The 20,450-nt window shown below is 63.1% G+C and carries 20 protein-coding genes; 5 read left to right on the plus strand and 15 right to left on the minus strand.

Features of this window, described 5'->3' with window-relative positions; all coding sequences use genetic code 11:
* Window positions 1-41: 41 nt before the first annotated feature.
* The 5 genes from ACSQ17_RS13645 to ACSQ17_RS13665 all read left to right on the plus strand — a co-directional run bounded on the left by ACSQ17_RS13645 (window position 42) and on the right by ACSQ17_RS13665 (window position 3,984).
* Window positions 42-800, plus strand: a complete 759-nt coding sequence (locus ACSQ17_RS13645; RefSeq protein WP_436069239.1) for a substrate-binding periplasmic protein — start codon at window positions 42-44, stop codon at window positions 798-800.
* A 55-nt stretch (window positions 801-855) separates the two neighbouring features.
* Window positions 856-1,608 carry a substrate-binding periplasmic protein gene (locus ACSQ17_RS13650; RefSeq protein WP_436070482.1) on the plus strand — a complete coding sequence of 251 codons (753 nt, stop codon included), beginning with the start codon at window positions 856-858 and terminating at the stop codon, window positions 1,606-1,608.
* 36 nt (window positions 1,609-1,644) lie between these two features.
* Entirely contained in the window at window positions 1,645-2,643 is a 999-nt protein-coding gene (locus ACSQ17_RS13655; RefSeq protein ID WP_436069240.1) for a type II secretion system F family protein, read from the plus strand.
* 136 nt (window positions 2,644-2,779) lie between these two features.
* Window positions 2,780-3,643, plus strand: coding sequence for an isocitrate lyase/PEP mutase family protein (locus ACSQ17_RS13660; protein ID WP_436069241.1), 864 nt, complete (start codon window positions 2,780-2,782; stop codon window positions 3,641-3,643).
* Between the two features lie 74 nt (window positions 3,644-3,717).
* A complete protein-coding gene (locus ACSQ17_RS13665; protein ID WP_436069242.1) occupies window positions 3,718-3,984 on the plus strand; it encodes a DksA/TraR family C4-type zinc finger protein in 267 nt (88 codons plus the stop codon).
* 84 nt (window positions 3,985-4,068) lie between these two features.
* On the opposite strand, the gene ureC is transcribed toward ACSQ17_RS13665, so the two are convergent.
* The 15 genes from ureC to ACSQ17_RS13740 all read right to left on the minus strand — a co-directional run bounded on the left by ureC (window position 4,069) and on the right by ACSQ17_RS13740 (window position 20,400).
* Window positions 4,069-5,769, minus strand: a complete 1,701-nt coding sequence (ureC, locus tag ACSQ17_RS13670; RefSeq protein ID WP_436069243.1) for an urease subunit alpha — start codon at window positions 5,767-5,769, stop codon at window positions 4,069-4,071.
* 87 nt (window positions 5,770-5,856) lie between these two features.
* The gene (locus ACSQ17_RS13675) at window positions 5,857-6,162 is read right to left on the minus strand and encodes an urease subunit beta (protein ID WP_436069244.1); all 306 of its coding nucleotides are present in this window, start codon (window positions 6,160-6,162) and stop codon (window positions 5,857-5,859) included.
* Between the two features lie 7 nt (window positions 6,163-6,169).
* Window positions 6,170-6,664, minus strand: a complete 495-nt coding sequence (locus tag ACSQ17_RS13680; RefSeq protein WP_436069245.1) for an N-acetyltransferase family protein — start codon at window positions 6,662-6,664, stop codon at window positions 6,170-6,172.
* A 74-nt stretch (window positions 6,665-6,738) separates the two neighbouring features.
* Window positions 6,739-7,041: an urease subunit gamma gene (gene ureA / locus ACSQ17_RS13685; protein ID WP_003317023.1), complete on the minus strand. Its 303-nt coding sequence runs from the start codon at window positions 7,039-7,041 to the stop codon at window positions 6,739-6,741.
* A 3-nt stretch (window positions 7,042-7,044) separates the two neighbouring features.
* Window positions 7,045-7,878 (minus strand): urease accessory protein UreD, encoded by an 834-nt coding sequence (locus ACSQ17_RS13690; RefSeq protein WP_436069246.1) that lies wholly within the window; start codon window positions 7,876-7,878, stop codon window positions 7,045-7,047.
* Window positions 7,875-8,354, minus strand: coding sequence for a hypothetical protein (locus ACSQ17_RS13695; protein WP_436069247.1), 480 nt, complete (start codon window positions 8,352-8,354; stop codon window positions 7,875-7,877). Before ACSQ17_RS13695 ends, ACSQ17_RS13690 begins: the two co-directional genes overlap by 4 nt.
* Entirely contained in the window at window positions 8,355-9,053 is a 699-nt protein-coding gene (gene urtE / locus ACSQ17_RS13700) for an urea ABC transporter ATP-binding subunit UrtE (RefSeq protein WP_436069248.1), read from the minus strand. It lies immediately after the preceding gene.
* 87 nt (window positions 9,054-9,140) lie between these two features.
* Complete coding sequence (gene urtD / locus ACSQ17_RS13705) at window positions 9,141-10,001, minus strand: urea ABC transporter ATP-binding protein UrtD (RefSeq protein WP_436069249.1); 861 nt, start codon at window positions 9,999-10,001, stop codon at window positions 9,141-9,143.
* Complete coding sequence (urtC, locus tag ACSQ17_RS13710) at window positions 10,001-11,092, minus strand: urea ABC transporter permease subunit UrtC (protein ID WP_436069250.1); 1,092 nt, start codon at window positions 11,090-11,092, stop codon at window positions 10,001-10,003. The genes urtD and urtC overlap by 1 nt, the downstream gene beginning before the upstream one ends.
* Window positions 11,092-12,663, minus strand: a complete 1,572-nt coding sequence (gene urtB, locus ACSQ17_RS13715; RefSeq protein ID WP_436069251.1) for an urea ABC transporter permease subunit UrtB — start codon at window positions 12,661-12,663, stop codon at window positions 11,092-11,094. Before urtB ends, urtC begins: the two co-directional genes overlap by 1 nt.
* Before the next feature lie 116 nt (window positions 12,664-12,779).
* Window positions 12,780-14,045: an urea ABC transporter substrate-binding protein gene (urtA, locus tag ACSQ17_RS13720; protein ID WP_436069252.1), complete on the minus strand. Its 1,266-nt coding sequence runs from the start codon at window positions 14,043-14,045 to the stop codon at window positions 12,780-12,782.
* Window positions 14,046-14,140: 95 nt separating this feature from the next.
* The gene (locus ACSQ17_RS13725) at window positions 14,141-14,872 is read right to left on the minus strand and encodes a GntR family transcriptional regulator (RefSeq protein ID WP_436069253.1); all 732 of its coding nucleotides are present in this window, start codon (window positions 14,870-14,872) and stop codon (window positions 14,141-14,143) included.
* Between the two features lie 4 nt (window positions 14,873-14,876).
* Complete coding sequence (gene atzF, locus ACSQ17_RS13730) at window positions 14,877-16,679, minus strand: allophanate hydrolase (RefSeq protein WP_436069254.1); 1,803 nt, start codon at window positions 16,677-16,679, stop codon at window positions 14,877-14,879.
* Window positions 16,680-16,950: 271 nt separating this feature from the next.
* Complete coding sequence (locus tag ACSQ17_RS13735) at window positions 16,951-17,547, minus strand: MarC family protein (protein ID WP_311089400.1); 597 nt, start codon at window positions 17,545-17,547, stop codon at window positions 16,951-16,953.
* 72 nt (window positions 17,548-17,619) lie between these two features.
* Window positions 17,620-20,400, minus strand: coding sequence for a response regulator (locus ACSQ17_RS13740; RefSeq protein ID WP_436069255.1), 2,781 nt, complete (start codon window positions 20,398-20,400; stop codon window positions 17,620-17,622).
* Window positions 20,401-20,450 lie beyond the last annotated feature (50 nt).

Genomic DNA, 20,450 nt, shown 5'->3' on the forward strand with positions numbered 1-20,450 from the left:
GCCTTTCGGCTCGCTGTTCGTTTGTTTGCAGGTATTGCCCAATGCGGAAGCCCTGGCTCGTGGTGATGTTGCTTGGCTGCTGTACATCGGCGCTGGCGGCGCAGTTACAGCTGTACACCGAGGAATATCGCCCGCTGAGCTTTTACGACAACGGCAAGCTGACTGGGATGGCGGTGGAAGTGGCCGAGCAGTTGATGCAGCGTACCGGCACCTCTGCAGCCATCCAGGTAGTGCCCTGGACCCGTGGTTACCATCAGGTGCAACACGAAGCCAACAGCGGGCTGTTTTCCATTGTCCGCACGGCGCGGCGCGAGGCGCTGTTCCAGTGGGTTGGGCCGATTGCCCTGGGACACACCAGCTTTTACGCACGGCGCGGTGCCGGGTTGAATGTGCGCTCGCTTAAGGACGTTGAGCGCTTCAGCACTGTGGCCGTGCCGAAGCAGTGGTACTCCTACGAGTACCTCAGTGATCTGGGGTTGAAGAATCTCTACGGCGTACCGACCCCGCAGCACATGGTCAAGATGTTCAAGCATGGTCGCATCGAGTTGCTGGTGGCCAGCAGTCTGGCCCTGGACGATATGCTGGCTGAGCAGGGCATGAAAGCCGAGGATGTCGAGTTGCAGTTCACCCTGATGGGCACCAACTCCTACATCGCCTTTTCCCGGAATACGGACCCTGCGTTGGTGCAGGAGTGGCAGCTGGCGCTGGATCAATTGAACCGTGATGGCGGCCTGCTGCGCATCCACCGGCGCTGGTTCTCTGATCCCAACAGCATGCCGCTGCTGGCGCCGCTGCCTTGACGCAATCCGCCGACACTGAGCTAGTCTGACTGCAGTGCCGGGAGATTCCACCTTGCTGAAACGATGTTGCCTGCTGGGCATCTGGTTGCTCTGTGGCCTGATCGGCCCGGTGCAGGCCGAGCTGCAGTTGCTGACCGAAGAGGCGCCACCTACCAGCTACAGCCAGAACGGCGAGCTGCACGGTCTGGCGGTGGAGGTTGTGCGCCAACTGATCGAGCGCACCGGCGATGCCGCACACATCGAACTGCTGCCCTGGACGCGGGCCTACCACTTGGCGCAACAGCAGGCGGACACGGCGATCTTCTCCACGGTGCGCACGCCAGAGCGCGAGGCCAAATTCCAGTGGGTCGGTCCGTTGCTGATCGGCACCACCAGCTTCTATTCGCTGAAATCACGCAACCTGCGTTTCGACAGCCTGCAGCAAGCCGCCGAAAGTGGCCCGCTGGCTGTGCCGAAACAGTGGTACACCTATGAGACCCTGACCGCGCAAGGCTTCAAGAACCTCTACGGGGTGACCAGTTCGAAGAGCATGGTGACCATGCTCAAGCATGGTCGGGTGCAATTGATTGCCACCGAGGATCTCACCCTGGACGCCGAGCTGGCTCGGGGTGGGTTGCGTGCTGATCAGGTGCAGGCGCACCTGCCGTTTATGCGCTCGGCGTATTACATCGCTTTTTCCCGGCAGACCGATGCCGCTGTGGTGCAGCGCTGGCGACGCGCCCTTGATGCCATGCACCAGGACGGTAGTTTTGCCGAGATATTTCGGCGCTGGATGCCGCACGCACAGTTACCCACCGCCACTGAATAGCCCGGATCACTCCCGCTATCACAGCCGAGCCTGCTGATGCCCCGCTCCCCCTCTGTCGCACTGGATTTTGCTGCCCGCGCCCAGCTGTTCAGCCACTTGGAGGCCATGGAAAAGGCCGGTGTGCCGGTGGCGCAGGCGCTGCTCAGTGTGGCGTTGCCTGGGCACGCCAAGGCCGCGTTGCAGGGGTTGCAGGTGCAGGTTGCGAGCGGTCGCGATATGGCCAGCGCCGGGTTGCGCAGCGGCCTGTTTACACCCTTGGACAGCAGCTTGCTGGGCGCCGCGCAGGCCAGTGGTTGTCTGGCAGCGATTTACCAGCGCCTGGCGGAGCGCTATGCGCATCGGGCTCGGCAAGCCGCTGCGGTGAAGTCACGTTTACTGATGCCGGCGGCGGTGTTGGTGCTGGCGCTGCTTATTCAGCCGTTGCCGGCATTGGTCGGCGGCCAGCTGAGTCTCGCCGGGTATCTATGGGGTGTGCTCTGGCCGTTGCTGGTGCTGGGCATGCTCTACGCGCTAGGGCGTGGGCTTTATCGACGCAGCGAGTCGTCACCGGTGGGGATGGTGTCGTCGTCCGCAGGCTTATTGGCGAGTGTGCCGATCCTCGGCCCCACATTGCTGCGGCGTAATCTGCGCGACTTTTTCGACAGCCTGGGGCTGATGCTGGAGGCCGGGATGCCAATGCTTGAAGCCCTGCCCAAGGCCTGTGCAGTGATCCGCCATGCGCCGTTGCGTAAACGGTTCAGCAGTGTGCAACTGGCTGTGCAGCGTGGCCAGAGTTTGGCGCAGGTGCTGGCCAGCGTGGATTTTCCTGGCCAGGGGCTGGCTCTCGGGCTGATTCGTACGGGAGAGGCCAGCGGCACCTTGCCGGCCAGTCTGCTCAACTACGCAGGGGTAGAAACGCAGAAGCTGGATAGCCTGGTCGAGCAGTTGGCCACCTGGTTGCCGCGCCTGCTGTATGCCGCAGTGATGCTGTGGATGGCTTATGGGCTGCTCACCGGTACGGGCTTTGGCCCGCGCTTGCCGGCAGATTTGGGCTAGCACGGCGGATGGCGGGGCGAACTGAAAGGCGAGCGTAAGGTTACTGGTCGACTATGTAGTTTTACTACATGACGGGTTTTGTAGTTTTGCTACATAATGCCGTGCTTCGAATCGACCATGACCGATGGTGCACCCTATGCAAAGAGCCTCGCATCACGACCTTCGCGCGCAATTTCGCGCGCTTCTTGCCTCAAATAGCTGCTATCACACGGCCTCAGTGTTTGACCCTATGGCTGCGCGAATTGCGGCCGATCTGGGTTTTGAAGTCGGCATTCTGGGTGGTTCTGTAGCTTCACTACAAGTTCTCGCCGCACCAGACTTCGCCCTGATCACCCTCAGTGAGTTTGTTGAGCAGGCCACGCGGATTGGTCGCGTCAGCCGCCTGCCAGTGATTGCTGATGCGGACCACGGTTATGGTAATGCGCTCAACGTGATGCGTACCGTAGTGGAGTTGGAGCGCGCCGGGATTGCTGCACTGACCATCGAAGACACCCTGCTGCCCGCACAATTCGGACGTAAATCCACCGACCTGATCGGTATTGACGAAGGTGTCGGCAAGATCCGTGCGGCCCTGGAAGCGCGGGTTGACCCGGACCTGGCGATCATCGCCCGCACCCATGCCGGCGTGCTGGAAGTCGGTGAAGTGATTCGCCGTACCCAGGCGTATCAGGCGGCTGGTGCCGATGCCATCTGCCTGGTCGGAGTCGAGGATTTTGCCCACCTGGAGCAGATTGCCGAGGCCCTCAGCGTTCCGCTGATGCTGGTCACCTACGGCAACCCCAAGCTGCGCGACAACGCGCGCCTGGCCAGCCTCGGCGTACGCATCGTGGTCAACGGTCATGCTGCCTACTTCGCGGCAATCAAGGCCACCTACGACTGCCTGCGCGAGCAGCGCGGCGCCGAACTCTGCGACCTTAACGCCACCGAGCTGACCCACAAGTACACCCAGCCCGAGGACTATATCGTCTGGGCGCGCGAGTTTATGGAGGTCAAGGAGTAGGGTGACGGTGTGTGCTTGAGATTTGCCCGCAGACGGCGCATATCTAACAGAGCACACAACGGAGGGCGAAGCGCATGGCCGGCGGCTGGGCAAATGATGGTGCGGTACAGGAGCAGATCGACAGCAGCATCGAGGACGCCATTGCTCGCGCTCGCAGCCAGCTGCCGCGCGGCGAAAGCCTGAGCCACTGCGAGGAGTGTGATGCGGCGATTCCCGAGGCCCGGCGTAACGCCATCCCCGGTGTGCACTTGTGCGTCGCTTGCCAGAGCGAGCACGACAAAGAACAGGCCAGATTCAGCGGCTACAACCGCCGGGGCAGCAAGGACAGCCAGTTGCGTTGAGTGCGAGCGCGTAGGGTGCGCCGTGTGCACCGCTCACGACCGCTGTTGGTGCGCGCGGCGCACCCTACGCCTCAAGCAGCTGTATCAGAATAGAAAGTAGCGCTGCGCCATCGGCAGCACGTCGGCTGGCTCGCACCAGAGCAGCTGGCCGTCGGCCTTGACCTGATAGTTCTGCGGATCGACCTCGATATTCGGCAGATAGTCGTTGTGGATCAGGTCGGTTTTCTGCACCTCGCGGCAGCCTTTGACCACGCCGATCTTCTTCTTCAGGCCCAGTTGCTCGGGCACACCCGCCTCGAACGCGGCCTGGCTGATAAAGGTGATGCTGGTGGCATGCCGGCTACCGGCGTAGCTGGCGAACATCGGCCGGTAGTGCACGGGTTGCGGTGTGGGGATCGAGGCGTTGGCGTCGCCCATCAGGCTGGCGGCAATCGCCCCGCCCTTGAGGATCAGGGTTGGCTTGACGCCGAAGAACGCCGGGCGCCAGAGCACCAGATCTGCCCATTTGCCCACTTCGATCGACCCGACTTCATGGCTGATGCCGTGGGTGATCGCCGGGTTGATGGTGTATTTGGCGATATAGCGTTTGACCCGGAAGTTGCTGTTGCCGGGGCCGTCGCCTTCCAGCGGGCCGCGCTGCTTGTGCATCTTGTCGGCGGTCTGCCAGGTGCGGGTGATCACTTCGCCGACGCGGCCCATGGCCTGGCTGTCGGAGCTGATCATGCTGAATGCGCCGAGGTCGTGCAGGATGTCTTCGGCGGCGATGGTCTCGCGGCGAATACGGCTTTCGGCGAAGGCCACGTCCTCGGCGATGCTCGGGTCGAGGTGGTGACAGACCATGAGCATGTCCAGGTGTTCGTCGATGGTGTTGCGGGTAAACGGTCGGGTCGGGTTGGTCGAGCTGGGCAGCACGTTGGGGAAGCCGCAGGCCTTGATGATGTCCGGCGCATGGCCGCCGCCGGCACCCTCGGTGTGATAGGTGTGGATGGTGCGGCCCTTGAACGCGCCGAGGGTGGTTTCGACGAAGCCGGATTCGTTGAGCGTGTCGGTATGGATCGCCACCTGCACATCGTACTGGTCGGCGACGCTCAAGCAGTTGTCGATCGCCGCAGGGGTGGTACCCCAGTCCTCGTGCAGCTTGAGGCCGATGGCACCGGCCTTGACCTGCTCGATCAGCGGCTCGGGCAGGCTGGCGTTGCCCTTGCCGGTAAAGCCCAGGTTCATCGGGAAGGCGTCGGCGGCCTGCAGCATGCGCGCCATGTGCCAGGGCCCGGAGGTGCAGGTGGTGGCGTTGGTGCCGGTGGCCGGCCCGGTGCCGCCGCCGATCATGGTGGTGACGCCGCTCATCAGCGCCTCTTCGATCTGCTGCGGGCAGATAAAGTGGATATGGGTGTCGATGCCGCCAGCGGTGAGGATCATGCCTTCGCCGGCGATCACCTCGGTGCCCGCACCGATAGCGATAGTCACGTCCGGCTGGATATCCGGGTTGCCGGCTTTGCCGATGGCAGCGATGCGGCCGTCCTTGAGGCCGACGTCGGCCTTGACGATGCCCCAGTGGTCGATGATCAGCGCGTTGGTGATCAGCGTGTCGACTACATCGGCGGCGCACAGCTGACCCTGTCCCATGCCGTCGCGGATTACCTTGCCGCCGCCGAATTTCACCTCTTCGCCGTAGGTGGTGAAGTCCTTCTCGACTTCGATCCACAGCTCGGTATCGGCCAGGCGCACCTTGTCGCCGACGGTGGGACCGAACATATCGGCGTAGGCTTGTCTGCTGATCTTCATTGAATGCCCTCGTAGGGTGCGCTGTGCGCACCACTGCTATCGGTGTTGTGCCTGGTGCGCACGGCGCACCCTACGAAAATCGGTGTCTCAGAGGTCGCCCATCACTCGGCCGGCAAAGCCGAATACCCGGCGATGGCCAGCCAGGTCGACCAGTTCCACTTCGCGGCTCTGCCCCGGTTCGAAACGCACCGCAGTGCCGGCTGGGATGTTCAGACGCATGCCGCGCGTGGCGCTGCGGTCAAAGGTCAGCGCGTCGTTGGTCTCGAAGAAGTGGTAGTGCGAGCCGACCTGAATCGGCCGGTCGCCGCTGTTGGCCACGCTCAGGCTGATTGTGCGGCGGCCGGCGTTGAGCTCGATCTCGCCGTCCTGAATCTGGTATTCGCCGGGAATCATCGCTGCTTCACTCCAGGGTCAATTGCATAAAGGTGAGGTCCAGCCAGCGGCCGAACTTGCGGCCGACCTGCGGCATCTGGCCGGTGGTGACAAAGCCGAGGCGCTCATGCAGGCGTATCGAGGCGCTGTTGCCGCGCTCGATGGCGGCGACCATCACGTGCAGGCCGGCCGCTTGCGCGCGTTCTATCAAGGCGCGCATCAGCAACGGGCCGAGGCCTTGGCCGCGCTGGTCGCTGCGCACATACACCGAGTGCTCCACGGTGTGGCGAAAACCTTCGATGGCGCGCCAGGTGCCGTAGCTGGCGTAGCCGAGCACTTCGCCTGCGTCGCTGTGGGCCACCAACACCGGAAAGCCGGCCGCGGTGCGTTCATTCAGCCAGGCCTGGCGGTTGGCCAGGTCGACCAGGGTTTCGTTCCAGATCGCCGTGGTGTGCTGCACGGCATCGTTGTAGATGGCCAGGATGGCAGGCAGGTCGGCGGTGGTAGCGTCTTGGATAATCATGTGTTTTCCAGGAATCCATTCAAGGTCGTAGCGAGCGCAGCATGGGCAAGCGCAGTAGACATTGGATGGGTTCCTTAGGCGATCGGTTGATGGACGGTTACTAGCTTGGTGCCATCGGGAAAGGTCGCTTCCACCTGAATCTCCGGGATCATCTCCGCGATGCCTTCCATCACCTGATCGCGGCTCAGCAAGGTGGTGCCGTAATGCATCAGCTCGGCGACGGTTTGGCCGTCGCGCGCGCCTTCCAGCAGCGCGGCGGAGATATAGGCCATGGCTTCCGGGTAGTTGAGCTTTACCCCACGGGCCAGGCGGCGTTCGGCGACCAGGCCGGCGGTGAAGATCAGCAGTTTGTCTTTTTCGCGGGGTGTCAGGTCCATCGTTCAGGTGCTCCAGATTCTTGGGGGGACGGCCGTGCGGCCGAGCAGGGCCGGGCGCAACAGCTGCCAGAGGGCGATCAGCCAGGCGCGCGCGTGCAAGGCTTCGTCGGCCAGGCAGCGGGCCACCAGCAGGCCGGGTAATTGGCTCAGGTCGCCGCGCACCGGTGTACTGAGGTTGCGGCAGTGCTCCAGCAGGTCGCTGTCGATTTCACCGCTGATCAGCAGGGTGGCGAACACCGGTTTGCCCGCCAGGCCGATGGGCGAGTCGAGTAGGCCATCGCCACCCACGACGCGCTGGCGTTCGTGCCAGAGCAACTGGCCGTCGCGGCGGATATTCAGCTGGGCCTGGAAATGGCCAGCATTGAAGCGCTCGCCACTGGCCGGGCGGCCGAGGGCGACGATATCCCAGTAGAGCAGCTTGGCATCGCTAAGCAGGTCGATCTCGGTGGTCAGTTCGGCCTGGGCTGCGGCGTAGACGATGGTTTCCTGCGGCAGCCATTCCAGGGTGGCACCGGCTTCCACGCGCAGTTTCAGGCTCTGGTAAGCCGGGCCGGCGGCGCGGTACCACTTGGCTGCGCCGGGACTGGTCAATTGCGCCCAGGCGTTGCTGCCGACCGTGGCCGATATATCCAGGTGATCACCGCCGGCAATGCCACCGGGCGGGTGGACGATGATGTGTTGGCACACCTCGGGCCCTTCGGCATACAAGTGCTTCTGCACTCGCAGCGGGCCTTTATGGCGGCGCAAGGTTGGCCGCGTGCAGTCGCCGTCGCGGCCATAGCCCAGCGCCAGTTCGGCGTGCCAGCTGGGGGTAAATAAGGTAGCGGGGGCGTTCATGCCTTCACCCGGTTGCGCTGTTGACGCCAGGCTTGCACGGCGGAATAACCGCTCAGCAGAACCAGCCCAAGGCTGACCGCTAACCACCATTGCAGGTGCATGCCGTAGTAGGGCGGGGCATGCAGTGCACCTTGCAGCCAGAACAGCGCCAGGCCGATGGCCAACAGGCTGGCGCACAGCGCGCGGCCCCAGCTGCGGCAGTAAGAGCGCGGGCGCAGCAGCGCCAGCAACAGGCCGCATTCAGCCAGGACGATGGCGCAGAAAATCAGCACCGGTTTCAGCGGGTAGGGCACGTTGCTGCCGACTGGCAAGGCGCGCAGCATCCAGTAGTCCGGCTGGCTGCCGGCCCAGACCACCAAGGCGATACCCGTCAGTGCGGTGAGCGGGAGCAGGGCGTGACGCAGGGCAAACATCGGGGCCTCGAATCCGTCGGCGAAAGCCTGATTATGCGCAAAGTGCAGGGCCAGCGTCGCCATTCAGATTGCGACCAGTCCGCGCACGCCGTCGGCTTCCATGGTTTCGCCACGGCCCTGCTGGACGATTTCGCCACGGCTCATCACCAGGTACTGGTCGGCCAGCTCGGCGGCAAAGTCATAGAACTGCTCGACCAGCAGGATGGCCATGTCGCCGCGTTCGGCGAGCTTTTTGATCACCACGCCGATCTCCTTGATCACCGAGGGCTGAATGCCTTCGGTGGGTTCGTCGAGGATCAGCAGGCGTGGTTTGCTGGCGAGCGCGCGGCCGATGGCCAGCTGTTGCTGCTGGCCGCCGGAGAGGTCGCCGCCACGACGCTGCTTCATCTCGCGCAGTACCGGGAACAGCTCGTAGATAAATTCCGGCACCACTTTGGCTTCGCTGCCCGGGAAGCGTGACAGGCCCATCAGCAGGTTTTCTTCCACGGTCAGGCGGCCGAAAATTTCCCGGCCTTGGGGCACATAGGCGATGCCAGCGTGCACGCGCTGGTGCGGTTTGAATGCGGTGATCGGCTGGCCTTCCCACTGCACGCTGCCGTCCTTGGCCGGGATCAGGCCCATCAGGCACTTGAGCAGGGTGGTCTTGCCCACACCGTTACGGCCGAGCAGGCAGGTGACTTCGCCGACCTTCACGTCGAACGACAGACCACGGAGGATGTGGCTGCCGCCGTAATACTGGTGGAGTTGTTGGACTTGCAGCATAGGAATGTCCTTAACCGTTGTTCGGTGCGCATGGCGCACCCTACGGGATGTGCCATGTCGGGTAGGGTGCGCTGTGCGCACCGACTGTCAGCGACCCAGATAAACCTCGATCACCCGCTCGTCGTTCTGTACCTGCTCCAGCGAACCTTCTGCCAGCACGCTGCCCTGGTGCAATACGGTGACGTGGTCGGCGATGCTGCCGACAAAGCCCATGTCGTGTTCCACCACCATCAGCGAGTGTTTGCGCGCTAGGGACTTGAACAGCTCGGCGGTGAACTCGGTTTCAGCGTCGGTCATGCCCGCCACCGGCTCATCGAGCAGCAACAGTTGCGGGTCCTGCACCAGCAGCATGCCGATCTCCAGGAACTGCTTCTGGCCATGTGACAGCAGCCCGGCGGGACGCTGGCGCGAGCTGTCGAGGCGGATGGTTTTCAGCACTTCGTCAATGCGATCAAGCTGTTCGCCGCTGAGCTTGGCACGCAGGCTGGCCCATACCGACTTGTTGGTTTTCTGTGCCAGTTCGAGGTTCTCGAACACGCTGAGCGCCTCGAATACCGTGGGCTTCTGGAATTTGCGACCGATGCCGGACTGGGCGATTTCGACTTCGCTCATCTGGGGCAGGTCGTAGGTTTCGCCAAAGTAGGCGACGCCGTTATCCGGACGGGTCTTGCCGGTAATCACGTCCATCATGGTGGTCTTGCCGGCACCGTTTGGGCCGATGATGCAGCGCAGTTCACCGACGCCGATATACAGCGTCAGGTTGGTCAGCGCCTTGAAACCATCGAAGCTGACGTTGATGTCTTCCAGGGTCAGGATGGTGCCGTGACGCACGTTCAGGCCCTTGGTCGCAGCGCTGCCAAGGCCGAGGGCGTCGCGGCTGGTGCCGGCATCCTGATTGGGATCGTAGGCGGGTTCGAGCATCAATTCGGGTAGCGGAGTGGCGCGCATCATTGCTCTCCTTTTTTACGCAACAAACCGATCACGCCCTTGGGCAGGAACAGCGTCACGACGATAAATAGAAAGCCCAGAGCGAACAGCCAGTACTCGGGGAAGGCCACGGTGAACCAGCTCTTCATGCCGTTGACCAGGCCGGCGCCGAGCAGCGGACCGATCAGCGTGCCGCGCCCACCGAGGGCGACCCACACGGCCGCTTCGATGGAGTTGGTCGGCGACATTTCGCTGGGGTTGATGATGCCCACCTGCGGCACATACAACGCGCCGGCCAGGCCGCAGAGCACCGCGCTGAGCACCCAGATAAACAGCTTGTAGCCGCGTGGGTCGTAGCCGCAGAACATCAGGCGGTTTTCCGCATCGCGCAGCGCCGTCAGCACCCGGCCGAACTTGCTGCGTGCAAGCCGCCAGCCCAGGTACAGGCTGGCCACGAGTAGAACGACGGTGGCGAAGAACAGCACCGCGCGGGTATGCGCGGCGGTGATGTCGAAGCCGAGAATCGTTTTGAAGTTGGTAAAGCCGTTATTGCCGCCAAAGCCGGTTTCATTACGGAAGAACAGCAGCATGCCGGCAAAGGTCAGCGCCTGGGTCATGATCGAGAAGTACACGCCCTTGATCCGCGAACGGAAGGCGAAGAAGCCGAACACCAGCGCCAGCAACCCTGGTGCCAGCACCACCAGGCACAGTGCCCAGAGGAAGTTGCTGGTGCCGTACCAGTACCAGGGCAGCTCGGTCCAGGCGAGGAAGCTCATAAAGGCTGGCAAGTCGTCGCCGGCCGCTTCGCGCATCAGGTACATGCCCATGGCGTAACCGCCGAGGGCAAAGAACAGACCGTGGCCGAGCGAGAGCAGGCCGGCGTAGCCCCAGACCAGATCGAGCGCCAGGGCGACGATGCAGTAGCATAGGATCTTGCCGACCAGGGTCAGGCTGTAGGCCGAAACGTGCAGGGAGTTGTCCGCCGGCAGCAGGTGCAGCAGCGGCATGGCGATCAGCACGGCGAGTACCAGCAGGCCAATAGCCATGGACGCTTGCGGGCCGAGCGTGGCGCTGGCGCGCGCCAGCAGCGTTTGATTCAGGGGCATAGTCATCAGTCGATCACCCGTCCTTTCAAAGCAAACAGACCTTGCGGGCGTTTCTGAATAAACAGAATGATCAGCGCGAGGATAAGGATCTTGCCGAGCACGGCACCGATCTGCGGTTCGAGAATCTTGTTGGCGATGCCCAGCCCGAAGGCGGCCATGACGCTACCGGCCAGTTGCCCGACGCCGCCGAGCACCACCACCAGGAACGAGTCGATGATGTAGCTCTGTCCCAGATCCGGGCCGACGTTGCCGATCTGGCTGAGGGCCACGCCGCCGAGGCCGGCGATGCCGGAGCCGAGGCCGAAGGCCAGCATGTCCACCTGGCCGGTCGGCACGCCGCAGCAGGCGGCCATATTGCGGTTCTGGGTGACGGCGCGCACGTTGAGGCCTAGGCGGGTCTTGTTCAGCAGCAGCCAGGTCAGCACCACTACAAACAAGGCGAAGCCGATGATCACGATGCGGTTGTACGGCAGCACCAGGTTGGGCAGCACCTGGATACCGCCGGACAGCCAGTAGGGGTTGGCCACTTCAACGTTCTGTGCGCCGAAGATCACCCGCACCAGCTGGATCAGAATCAGGCTGATGCCCCAGGTGGCCAGCAGGGTTTCCAGCGGACGACCGTAGAGGTGGCGGATCACCGTGCGCTCCAGCGCCATGCCGATGGCCGCAGTGACGAAGAACGCCACCGGCAGCGCCACCAGTGGATACAGCGCCAGGGCTTCCGGGGCGAAACGCTGGAACAGCACCTGCACCATGTAGGTGGAGTAGGCGCCGAGCATCAGCATCTCGCCGTGGGCCATGTTGATCACGCCGAGTAGGCCGAAGGTGATGGCCAGGCCCAGTGCGGCGAGCAGCAGGATCGAACCGAGCGACAGGCCGCTAAACGCCTGGCCGAGCAGCTCACCGATCAGCAGCTTGCGTTTGACCTGGGCCAGGCTGGTTTCGGCAGCGGTGCGCACCGTCGGGTCGCTTTCCACGGCCGGGTCGAGCAGGGCTTCCAGGCGGGTGCGGGCCAGCGGGTCACCTGTTTCACCGAGCAGGCGCACGGCGGCCAGGCGCACCGCCAGGTCGCTGTCGACCAGTTGCAGGTTGGCCAGTGCCAGGGTCAGGGCGTCGCGCACGGCATCGTCGGTTTCGCTGGCGACCTGGGCGTTGAGCAGTTGCAGTTGCGCCGGCTTGGCGCTCTTTTGCAATTGCTTGGCAGCGGCCAGGCGCAACGCCGGGTCATCGACTAGCAGTTGATGGCTGGCCACGGCAGTGGCGATCAGGCCGCGCAGGCGGTTGTTCAGGCGCAGCTTCTTGGGCGTATCGAGAGGCTGTGCTTCACCTTCGGCAGCCTGGTAGTTGCCGGCGTTATCGATAAAGGCTGTCTTGCTGCTGTCGGTGGCAACGCGACTTTGTTGCAGGGCTTCGAGCAGCGGCAGGCGTGCGGCATCGGGCGCGGCGGACCAGCGTTCCAGCAGGCTGGCCTGCTTGGCCGGGTTGGCCGTGACAAAGTCCTGGGCGTCACCCGCGTGCGCGGCCAGGGGCAGCAGCAACAGCAGGCTCAGCAGAATTCGGGTAAAGGCAGTGGGCATAGGGCAGTCCTTTGGAAGTGCTCTTCGCCGCGTGGTCGCGGCGCAGAGCAAGCCATGGCCCGGATGTCATCCGGGCAGGGCGTTCCCGGCATACATCCGGGCTTACTGGCAGGTGCTTAGTTCGACTTGACCGCGTAATCCGGCTTCTTGTCGTTGCCTTCGATGTACGGGCTCCACGGCTGGGCACGGATCGGGCTGCTGGTTTCCCAGACCACGGAGAACTGCCCGTCTTCCTGGATTTCACCGATCATCACCGGCTTGTGCAGGTGGTGGTTGGTCTTGTCCATGGTCAGGGTGTAACCGCTCGGCGCGGCAAAGGTCTGGCCGGCAAGGGCATCACGTACTTTGTCGACATTGGTGGTGCCGGCTTTCTCTACGGCCTGGGCCCACATGTGGATGCCGACGTAGGTGGCTTCCATCGGGTCGTTAGTCACGGCCTTGTCGGCGCCTGGCAGGTTCTTGGCTTTGGCGTAGGCCTTCCATTTGGCGACGAACTCGGTGTTGACCGGGTTTTCTACCGACTGGAAGTAGTTCCACGCGGCCAGGTGGCCGACCAGCGGTTTGGTGTCGATGCCGCGCAGTTCTTCTTCACCCACGGAGAAGGCTACGACCGGTACGTCGGTGGCTTCCAGGCCCTGGTTGGCCAGTTCCTTGTAGAACGGCACGTTGGAGTCGCCGTTGACGGTGGAGATCACCGCAGTCTTGCCGCCGGCGGAGAACTTCTTGATGTTGGCGACGATGGTTTGATAGTCGCTATGACCGAACGGGGTGTAGACCTCTTCGATGTCTTTCTCGGCCACGCCTTTGCTGATCAGGAAGGCACGCAGGATCTTGTTGGTGGTGCGCGGGTAAACGTAGTCGGTGCCGAGCAGGAAGTAGCGTTTGGCCGCGCCGCCGTCTTCGCTCATCAGGTACTCGACTGCCGGAATGGCCTGCTGGTTTGGCGCGGCGCCGGTGTAGAACACATTCGGGGAAAGCTCTTCGCCTTCGTATTGCACCGGGTAGAACAGCAGGCCGTTGAGTTCTTCATAGACCGGCAGTACGGATTTGCGCGACACCGAGGTCCAGCAGCCGAAGGTCACGTCGACCTTGTCCTGGGTCAGCAACTGGCGGCCACGCTCGGCGAACAGCGGCCAGTTCGAGGCAGGGTCGACCACCACCGGCTCCAGCTGCTTGCCGAGTACGCCGCCCTTGGCATTGATTTCGTCGATGGTCATCAACGCCATGTCTTTCAGCGAGGTTTCCGAGATGGCCATGGTGCCGGACAGCGAGTGCAGGATGCCGACCTTTATGGTTTCGGCGGCTTGCACGGTCCAGGTCATACCCATGGCGGCGATGGATGCGGACAGGGTCAGGGCCTTGATCAGATTGCGACGTTGCATGGTGCGATCTCCATTCACGAACTTAAGTGTTTGAGCTGCTGGTTTTTAGTTGTTTGTCTGGCAGTTGAAACAGGGCAGGGCCCAGGGTCTTCACTTCAGGTCTTCACCTCTGGTGCCGGCATGGTGCGCTGACGCGCGCTGTGCAGCATGTGCAGGGTGATCTTGCGCACTTCGGCCTTGCTGACCTCTATATGGGTCTTGAGCAATAGCTGTGCCTCTTCGCATCGCCGCGCCAAAATTGCCGCGAGAATTTTTCCGTGTTCGTCATAAGTGGCCGCCACGCGCGGGCTCTGGGTGAAGTCCAGGCGCCTGATAATGCGGATTTTCTCGCTGACTTCGGCGTGCAGGCGGGCCATCTCGCGGTTGCCGGCGGCTTCCACCAGTTGGCAGTGAAAGCGCTCATCCAGGCGCGAAACTGCGCGACCGTCCCCTAAACGCTGCTCGGGTTGCACCAACCAGGTGCGCTCAAGTTGCACCAGTGCATCGCTGTGCTCGTCTTGGGGGCGTTCGCATAAACGCCGCACGGCCTCCAATTCGAGGACGATGCGCACGTCGTACAACTCCTCGAAATGTGTGAAGTCGAACGGCATGACCTGCCAGCCGCTGCGGAAGTACACCTGCAAGTAGCCCTCGCGTTGCAGGCGATACAGCGCCTGGCGCACCGGCGTGCGGCTGACCGCCATGCGCTCGGCGATCTCGCCTTCGGAAAAGCGATCACCGGGCAGCAGGCGGAACTCGAAGATGTCGTCCTTGAGTTGCAGGTAGATGCGCTCGGCGAGGTTCTCCGGGCGCTCCTTGCCGCTGCCTGGGGGGCCACTCAGCTGCATGGACTCAGCCCTGCTGCTGGCTGGCGATAAACGCGCGCCAGCCACCGAAGCTGGTGATGTCGCGCGCGCCATCCAGCGCATAGGGTTCGCAGATAAAGCCCTTGACCCGGCGGCCGTCGGCCAGTTGCAGATTGCCGATGCCCAATGGTGCGGGAATCTCCGCGACGAATTCGCCGAAGCGCGCCTGGGGGATATCCCACAACTCGACGATGATCGCTGCGCCATCGGCGGCTACCCGCGCCAGGCCGGGTTTTGGCGGCACGGTGCCGGGCAGGGCATACAGGCGATAGGTGGCGGCGCTGGTGGTTTGCTCGACCAGCACGGCGTCGCGACTGGTGAGTTGGACATTCAGCGGCATACCGGTCAGGTGTGCGCCGACTACGGCCACGCGCACGCTGCCGGGGGCTGGCGTGTTGCTTGGCGCCTGCTCGGGCAATGCTTTACCCGTGGCACCCAGCGGCAGATTGACTGCCTGCTGCCAGCGCTGGCCGAAGGCGGCCAATGCCTGGTCATGCCAGGCGGGGGCGAGCAGGGTAATGCCGGCCGGCAGTCCATCGGCGCGAAAACCGGCAGGTACGGCCAAGGCCGATAGGTCAGCGAGGTTGGTGAAATTGGTGTAGGTGCCGAACTGGCTGTTAAACAGCACGGGTTCGGCGTCCATCTCGGCCTGGGTGCGAAAGGTTGGCGAGGTCGGCACCACGAGGGCGTCGAAGCCGGCCAGGATGTCGTTGATCGTCCGACTCAGTTCGGCGCGGATATATTCGGCCTTGTAGGCATCACAGGCGCTGTATTTATGGCCGTTGGCGACGATGCCGCGCACCACCGGGTTGATATGTGCCGGGTCGACGCCTTCCAGCGCCACCGTGCGCTCGGCGACCCAGCTGCCGTAATACAGCTGCTCAGCCAGTTGCTGGAAGGGCGTAAAGTCGATTTCCACCAGCTCAGCGCCCAGCTCACGCAGTTTGCCCAGGGCCTGCTCAAACACCGCCTGGTTCTGCGTGTCGCCGAAAAACTCGGGGTTCTTCGGCACCGCCAGGCGCGGCTTGGTCGGCATACCGACTTTGGCGCTGCCTGGGTTTTTGCGGCTGTAGGGGTCGGCTGCGTCATAGCCGCCGGCAATCTGCGCCACGCTCAGGGCATCGCCGACGGTCAGGGCAAACACCGAGATGCAATCCAGCGTTTTGCAGGCCGGCACCAGGCCGGTATTGGACAGCCAGCCTTTGCTTGGCTTGAGCCCGACAATATTGTTGAAACCGGCCGGCACGCGACCGGAGCCGGCGGTGTCGGTGCCCAGGGCGAAGGGCACCAGGCCGCGCGCGACCACGCTGGCCGAGCCGGAGCTGGAGCCGCCGCTGACGTAAGCCGGGTTGAAGCTGTTGGGCACGGCGCCATAGGGCGAGCGGGTACCGACCAGGCCGGTGGCAAATTGGTCGAGGTTGGTTTTGCCGATCAGGATCGCGCCCGCAGCGCGCAGCTTGGCCACCACTGTGGCGTCGGCGTTGGCGGTGTAGGCGAATTCAGCACAGGCTGCTGTAGTGGGCCAGCCGGCGGCGTCGATATTGTCCTTGATGGCAAAGGGCACCCCGTACAGTGGGAGTTTGCCCAGGTCGCCGCCAGCGTTCTCCAACAGGGCCTGTAGGTCGGCCAATTGGGCATCCAGTTGCGCGGCGCTGGCCAGGCAGATCCAGGCGTTATCGCTGCTGCTCAGTTCGTTGCACAGGGCGCGCAGCAACTCGGCAGGTTGCTGGGCGTCGCGGTAGGCCTGTTGCCAGTCGGCGAGGGTGAAAGCGCTAGGGGCTTGGGACATGCTCTTAGATTCCATCTTGTATCCAAGTGATGGAGTGGCTAGAGCAAGGGTGGTGCCAGTTCTTTACAGCCCTTTATTTTCAAAGGGTTGCACGGTTTTTGAGGGCGTTCAGAGGTTTGATTGTTGCGCTGGTGCACCGGGGCGGGGCTGGCTTGCAAGCTTATGGTGCAGTTTGCCTCGTAGGGTGCGCCGTGCGCACCGCCAGATTCCGAGGTGCGCGCGGCGCACCCTACGAGAAGTACGTAGCCTGGGTTGAGCGTCTGAACCGTTGTTACAGCGCCAGGTAGTTCTTCACCCCGGTAAAGATGATCTGCGCGGCCAGGGCGCAGACAAACAGGCCCATCAGGCGGCTGACGATCTGCAGTCCCTGATCGCCGAGTAGGCGTTCGAACTGGTTGGACATATACAGCACCACGCCCACCGTGAGACTGGCCAGGGCGATGCCCAGCACGGCCACGGCCTTGTCGCCCCAGTCCGGCTGGCTGGCGCCCATCAGCAGCAGCGCACCGATGGTGCCGGGGCCGACGGTCAGGGGAATGGTCAGCGGCACGATGGTCACGTCCTGCTGCACGTTGTCGCTCTGTACTGCCGATTTGCCCTGGGCCATGCCGAGTGCCGAGATAAACAGCACGCTGCCCGCGCCGATGCGGAAGGCGTCGATGGTGATGCCGAACAGGGTGAAGATATGTTTGCCGAACAGGTACAGCAGCACACTGGCGATCAGCACGCCGGCGGCGACTTTCCAGGCCAGGCGCTTGCGCTCCTTGACGGTGTAGCCACGGCTCAGGCCGATAAAGCACGACAGCACGAAGAACGGGCTATAGAGCACCAGCAGTTTTAAATACAGGCTGAACAGCGCGGACGCCATGGAAAGGACTCGTTTCGGTAAAGAAGGGTGGCAGGGTAAGCGTGTAGCGGTTGCTGGGCAAATTCACCCTGCTCAGGATGGCAGGGCGTCGCGCTGGCGGCGGATTTCCCGTTCGGCAACCCAGTGTTCGATCAGCTCGCGCAGTTGCGACATTTCCACCGGCTTGGACATATGCCCGTCCATGCCAACCTGACGCGCGCGCTCCTTGTGTTCATTGAGGATATGCGCGGTAAGCGCCACCACCGGGGTGCGCGCGCGCTGTTCGGCGGCTTCCCAGGCACGCAGCTGCTCGGTGGCGGAGAAGCCGTCGAGCACCGGCATTTCGCAGTCCATCAGCACCAGGTCGTACTGCTGGGCCTTCATTGCGCTAAGGGCTTCTTCGCCGTTGCTGGCGGTGTCGGGTTGCAGGTTGAGCTTGCCGAGCATGCCGCGGATCACCTTGGTGGAGATGGTGTTGTCCTCGGCCACCAGGATGCGGAAGTCGCCGGGCACGTTCAGCGGCGCGCTGACCGGCGTCGGGCTGAACATCGGCGAATCGCCCTTGCCGCGCTGCGCCAGTTCATCGGCCAGGGTGGTTTTCAGGGTGTAGCCGGCCACCGGCTTGGCCAGGATGCGTTTGATCCCGGCGTTGCGCGCGATGATCTTGCTCGGCGCATTGCTGATACCGGTGAGCATGATCACCAGGATGTCGTGGTTGAGGTTGGCGTCTTCCTTGATCCGCGCGGCCAGTTGCATGCCGGTCATGCCGGGCATGTCCTGATCGAGCAGCACGGCATCGAAGTATTCACGCAGATGTGCCTTGGTGCGCAGCAGGGCCATGGCCTCTTTACCCGAAGGCACGGCACTGACCTGCATACCCCAGGCGCTGCACTGCTGTACCAGCACCTTGCGGCAGGTGTCGTTGTCGTCCACCACCAACAGGCGTGCGCCTTGCAGCGAAGCGTCGAGGTCGGCAGTGGGCTGCTCCAGGCGGGTGGCGTCCAGCGGCAGGGTCAGCCACAGGGTCGAACCCTGGCTACCGCCGCTCTGGATGCCAAACTCGCCCTCCATCAGGCGTACCAGTTGGCGGGCGATAATCAGGCCCAGGCGGCCGCCGAGTTTGGTGGCGGCCAGGAAATCCTTGCTGTGCAGTTCGGCATTCAGCAGAGCGTCGCGCTCGCTGGCATCCAGCGGTTTGCCGCTGTCCTGCACGGCAATGCGCAGGCGCGGTTGCTCGGTGTTGCTGTCGAGGGCCACCACCAGGAGGATTTCGCCTTCGTCGGTCTGTTTGAAGGCGTTGTCCAGCAGGCTCAGCAAGGTTTGGCGCAGTCGCGTGGGGTCGCCGCTGATTACCCGTGGCACTTGTGGCTGCATAAAACTGATCAGCTCGACCTTTTGCTGTTCGGCCTTGGCGCGGAAGATATCCAGGCAGTCTTCGATCAGCGCGTTGAGGTCAAACTGCACGTCATCCAGTTCGATCTGCCCGGATTCGAGCTTGGAGATATCGAGGATTTCGTTGATCAGGGTGAGCAGCTCATTGCCCGAGCTGTGGATGGTCTGCACGTAGTCGCGCTGTTTGGCCGAAAGCGGTGTGCCGAGCAGCAGCTCGGTCATGCCCAGTACGCCATTCATCGGCGTGCGGATTTCGTGGCTGATCTTGGCGAGAAACTCGGCCTTGGCCTTCAGTTCGGCGGAGCTGGCCGCCAAGGCGCGGCTGGTGCTGAACTGGTCTTGCACGATGCGCCGTTGCCGCTCGCTCAGCGCCATGCTGAGGATAAAGCCGCTGACAACGGTGATGGCGAGCAGGCCGTAGGCCATCCATTCGCTCTGCACTGCCCAGTAGCCGAACAGGATCGGCAGGGCACAGATAAAGGCCGCGCAGAACAGCAGGACGGCCAGACTGAACAGTCGTGCCGGTTGGTAGCCATGCCGCCAGTGCGTCAGCGATACCAGCAGGATGCTAAGACCAGCGACGGCGTTGAGCAGGTAGACCAACTGGTTGAATTGCAGGTTGGTGGCCACCAGCAGAACCACACAGACCAGGCTGATGACCACGACTTCACCAGTCAGCAGGTGGTTCAGTGGCGTGCTCGGGCAGACTTTGCGAAAGAAGCTGGCGGTAAAGCACAGGGCGCAGAGCGCAGCCAGCAGCATCGACAGGTTGGCGATCTGCGGTTGCAGGCTTTGCCATTCGTCCAACCAGGGCGTGCTGATACCGAGCAGGCTGATGACTGCGGCCAACTGGCAGAGCTGTGTAGCTGCCAGCCACAGGCCGCTGGCTGCACGGGTGTAGGCAAAGCGCACCAGGTTGTAGGCCACCAGCATGCCGAGGCAGCCGAGCAGCAGGCCGAACAGCAGCGGGCGGTTGTCATCGGCGACCATCTGCTGTGCGCTTTGCAGGGTGATGCTGGGGCGCAGTGCGTGTTCGGAGGCCAGGCGCAGGTAGATATCCAGCGGTTGTTCGGCTTTGGGCAGCGGCAGGAGGAAATCACGGCTGGCCAGCGGGCGGCTGGAGAACGGCAGGTTGCTGCCGGTATGCGCCTGTTCGATCAGTTCATCGCCTTGCAGCACGTAGAGATCGAGGTAGGCCAGGTAGGGCGCGAACACCCGCAGCATCTGTGCGTCGGTGTTGCCCGGTAGACGGTGATGCAGCCACAGGGCGCTGGAGCCGCCAGGGGTGTAGAGCTGAGTCAGGTCAGTGGCGCGGAACTGCGCCTGTTGTGCGGGGCTGCGGATGTCATTGAATTGCAGTGCAGCGCTGGGGTCGATGAGGCGCGACCAGGAAGCCTGCGGCTCTGCTTGAGCTGACGCCAGGGTAAGCGTCATCAGCAGTGTGCTGAACAGCAGGTAGGTGGCAATCCTCAGCCGGCGCACAGTGAAGTCCCTTCAAAAATAAGTGGTCGGATTATAGCCAAGCTGTTCGC

The organism is Pseudomonas sp. LjRoot71, from assembly GCF_964253255.1.
Classification (GTDB): Bacteria; Pseudomonadota; Gammaproteobacteria; order Pseudomonadales; family Pseudomonadaceae; genus Aquipseudomonas.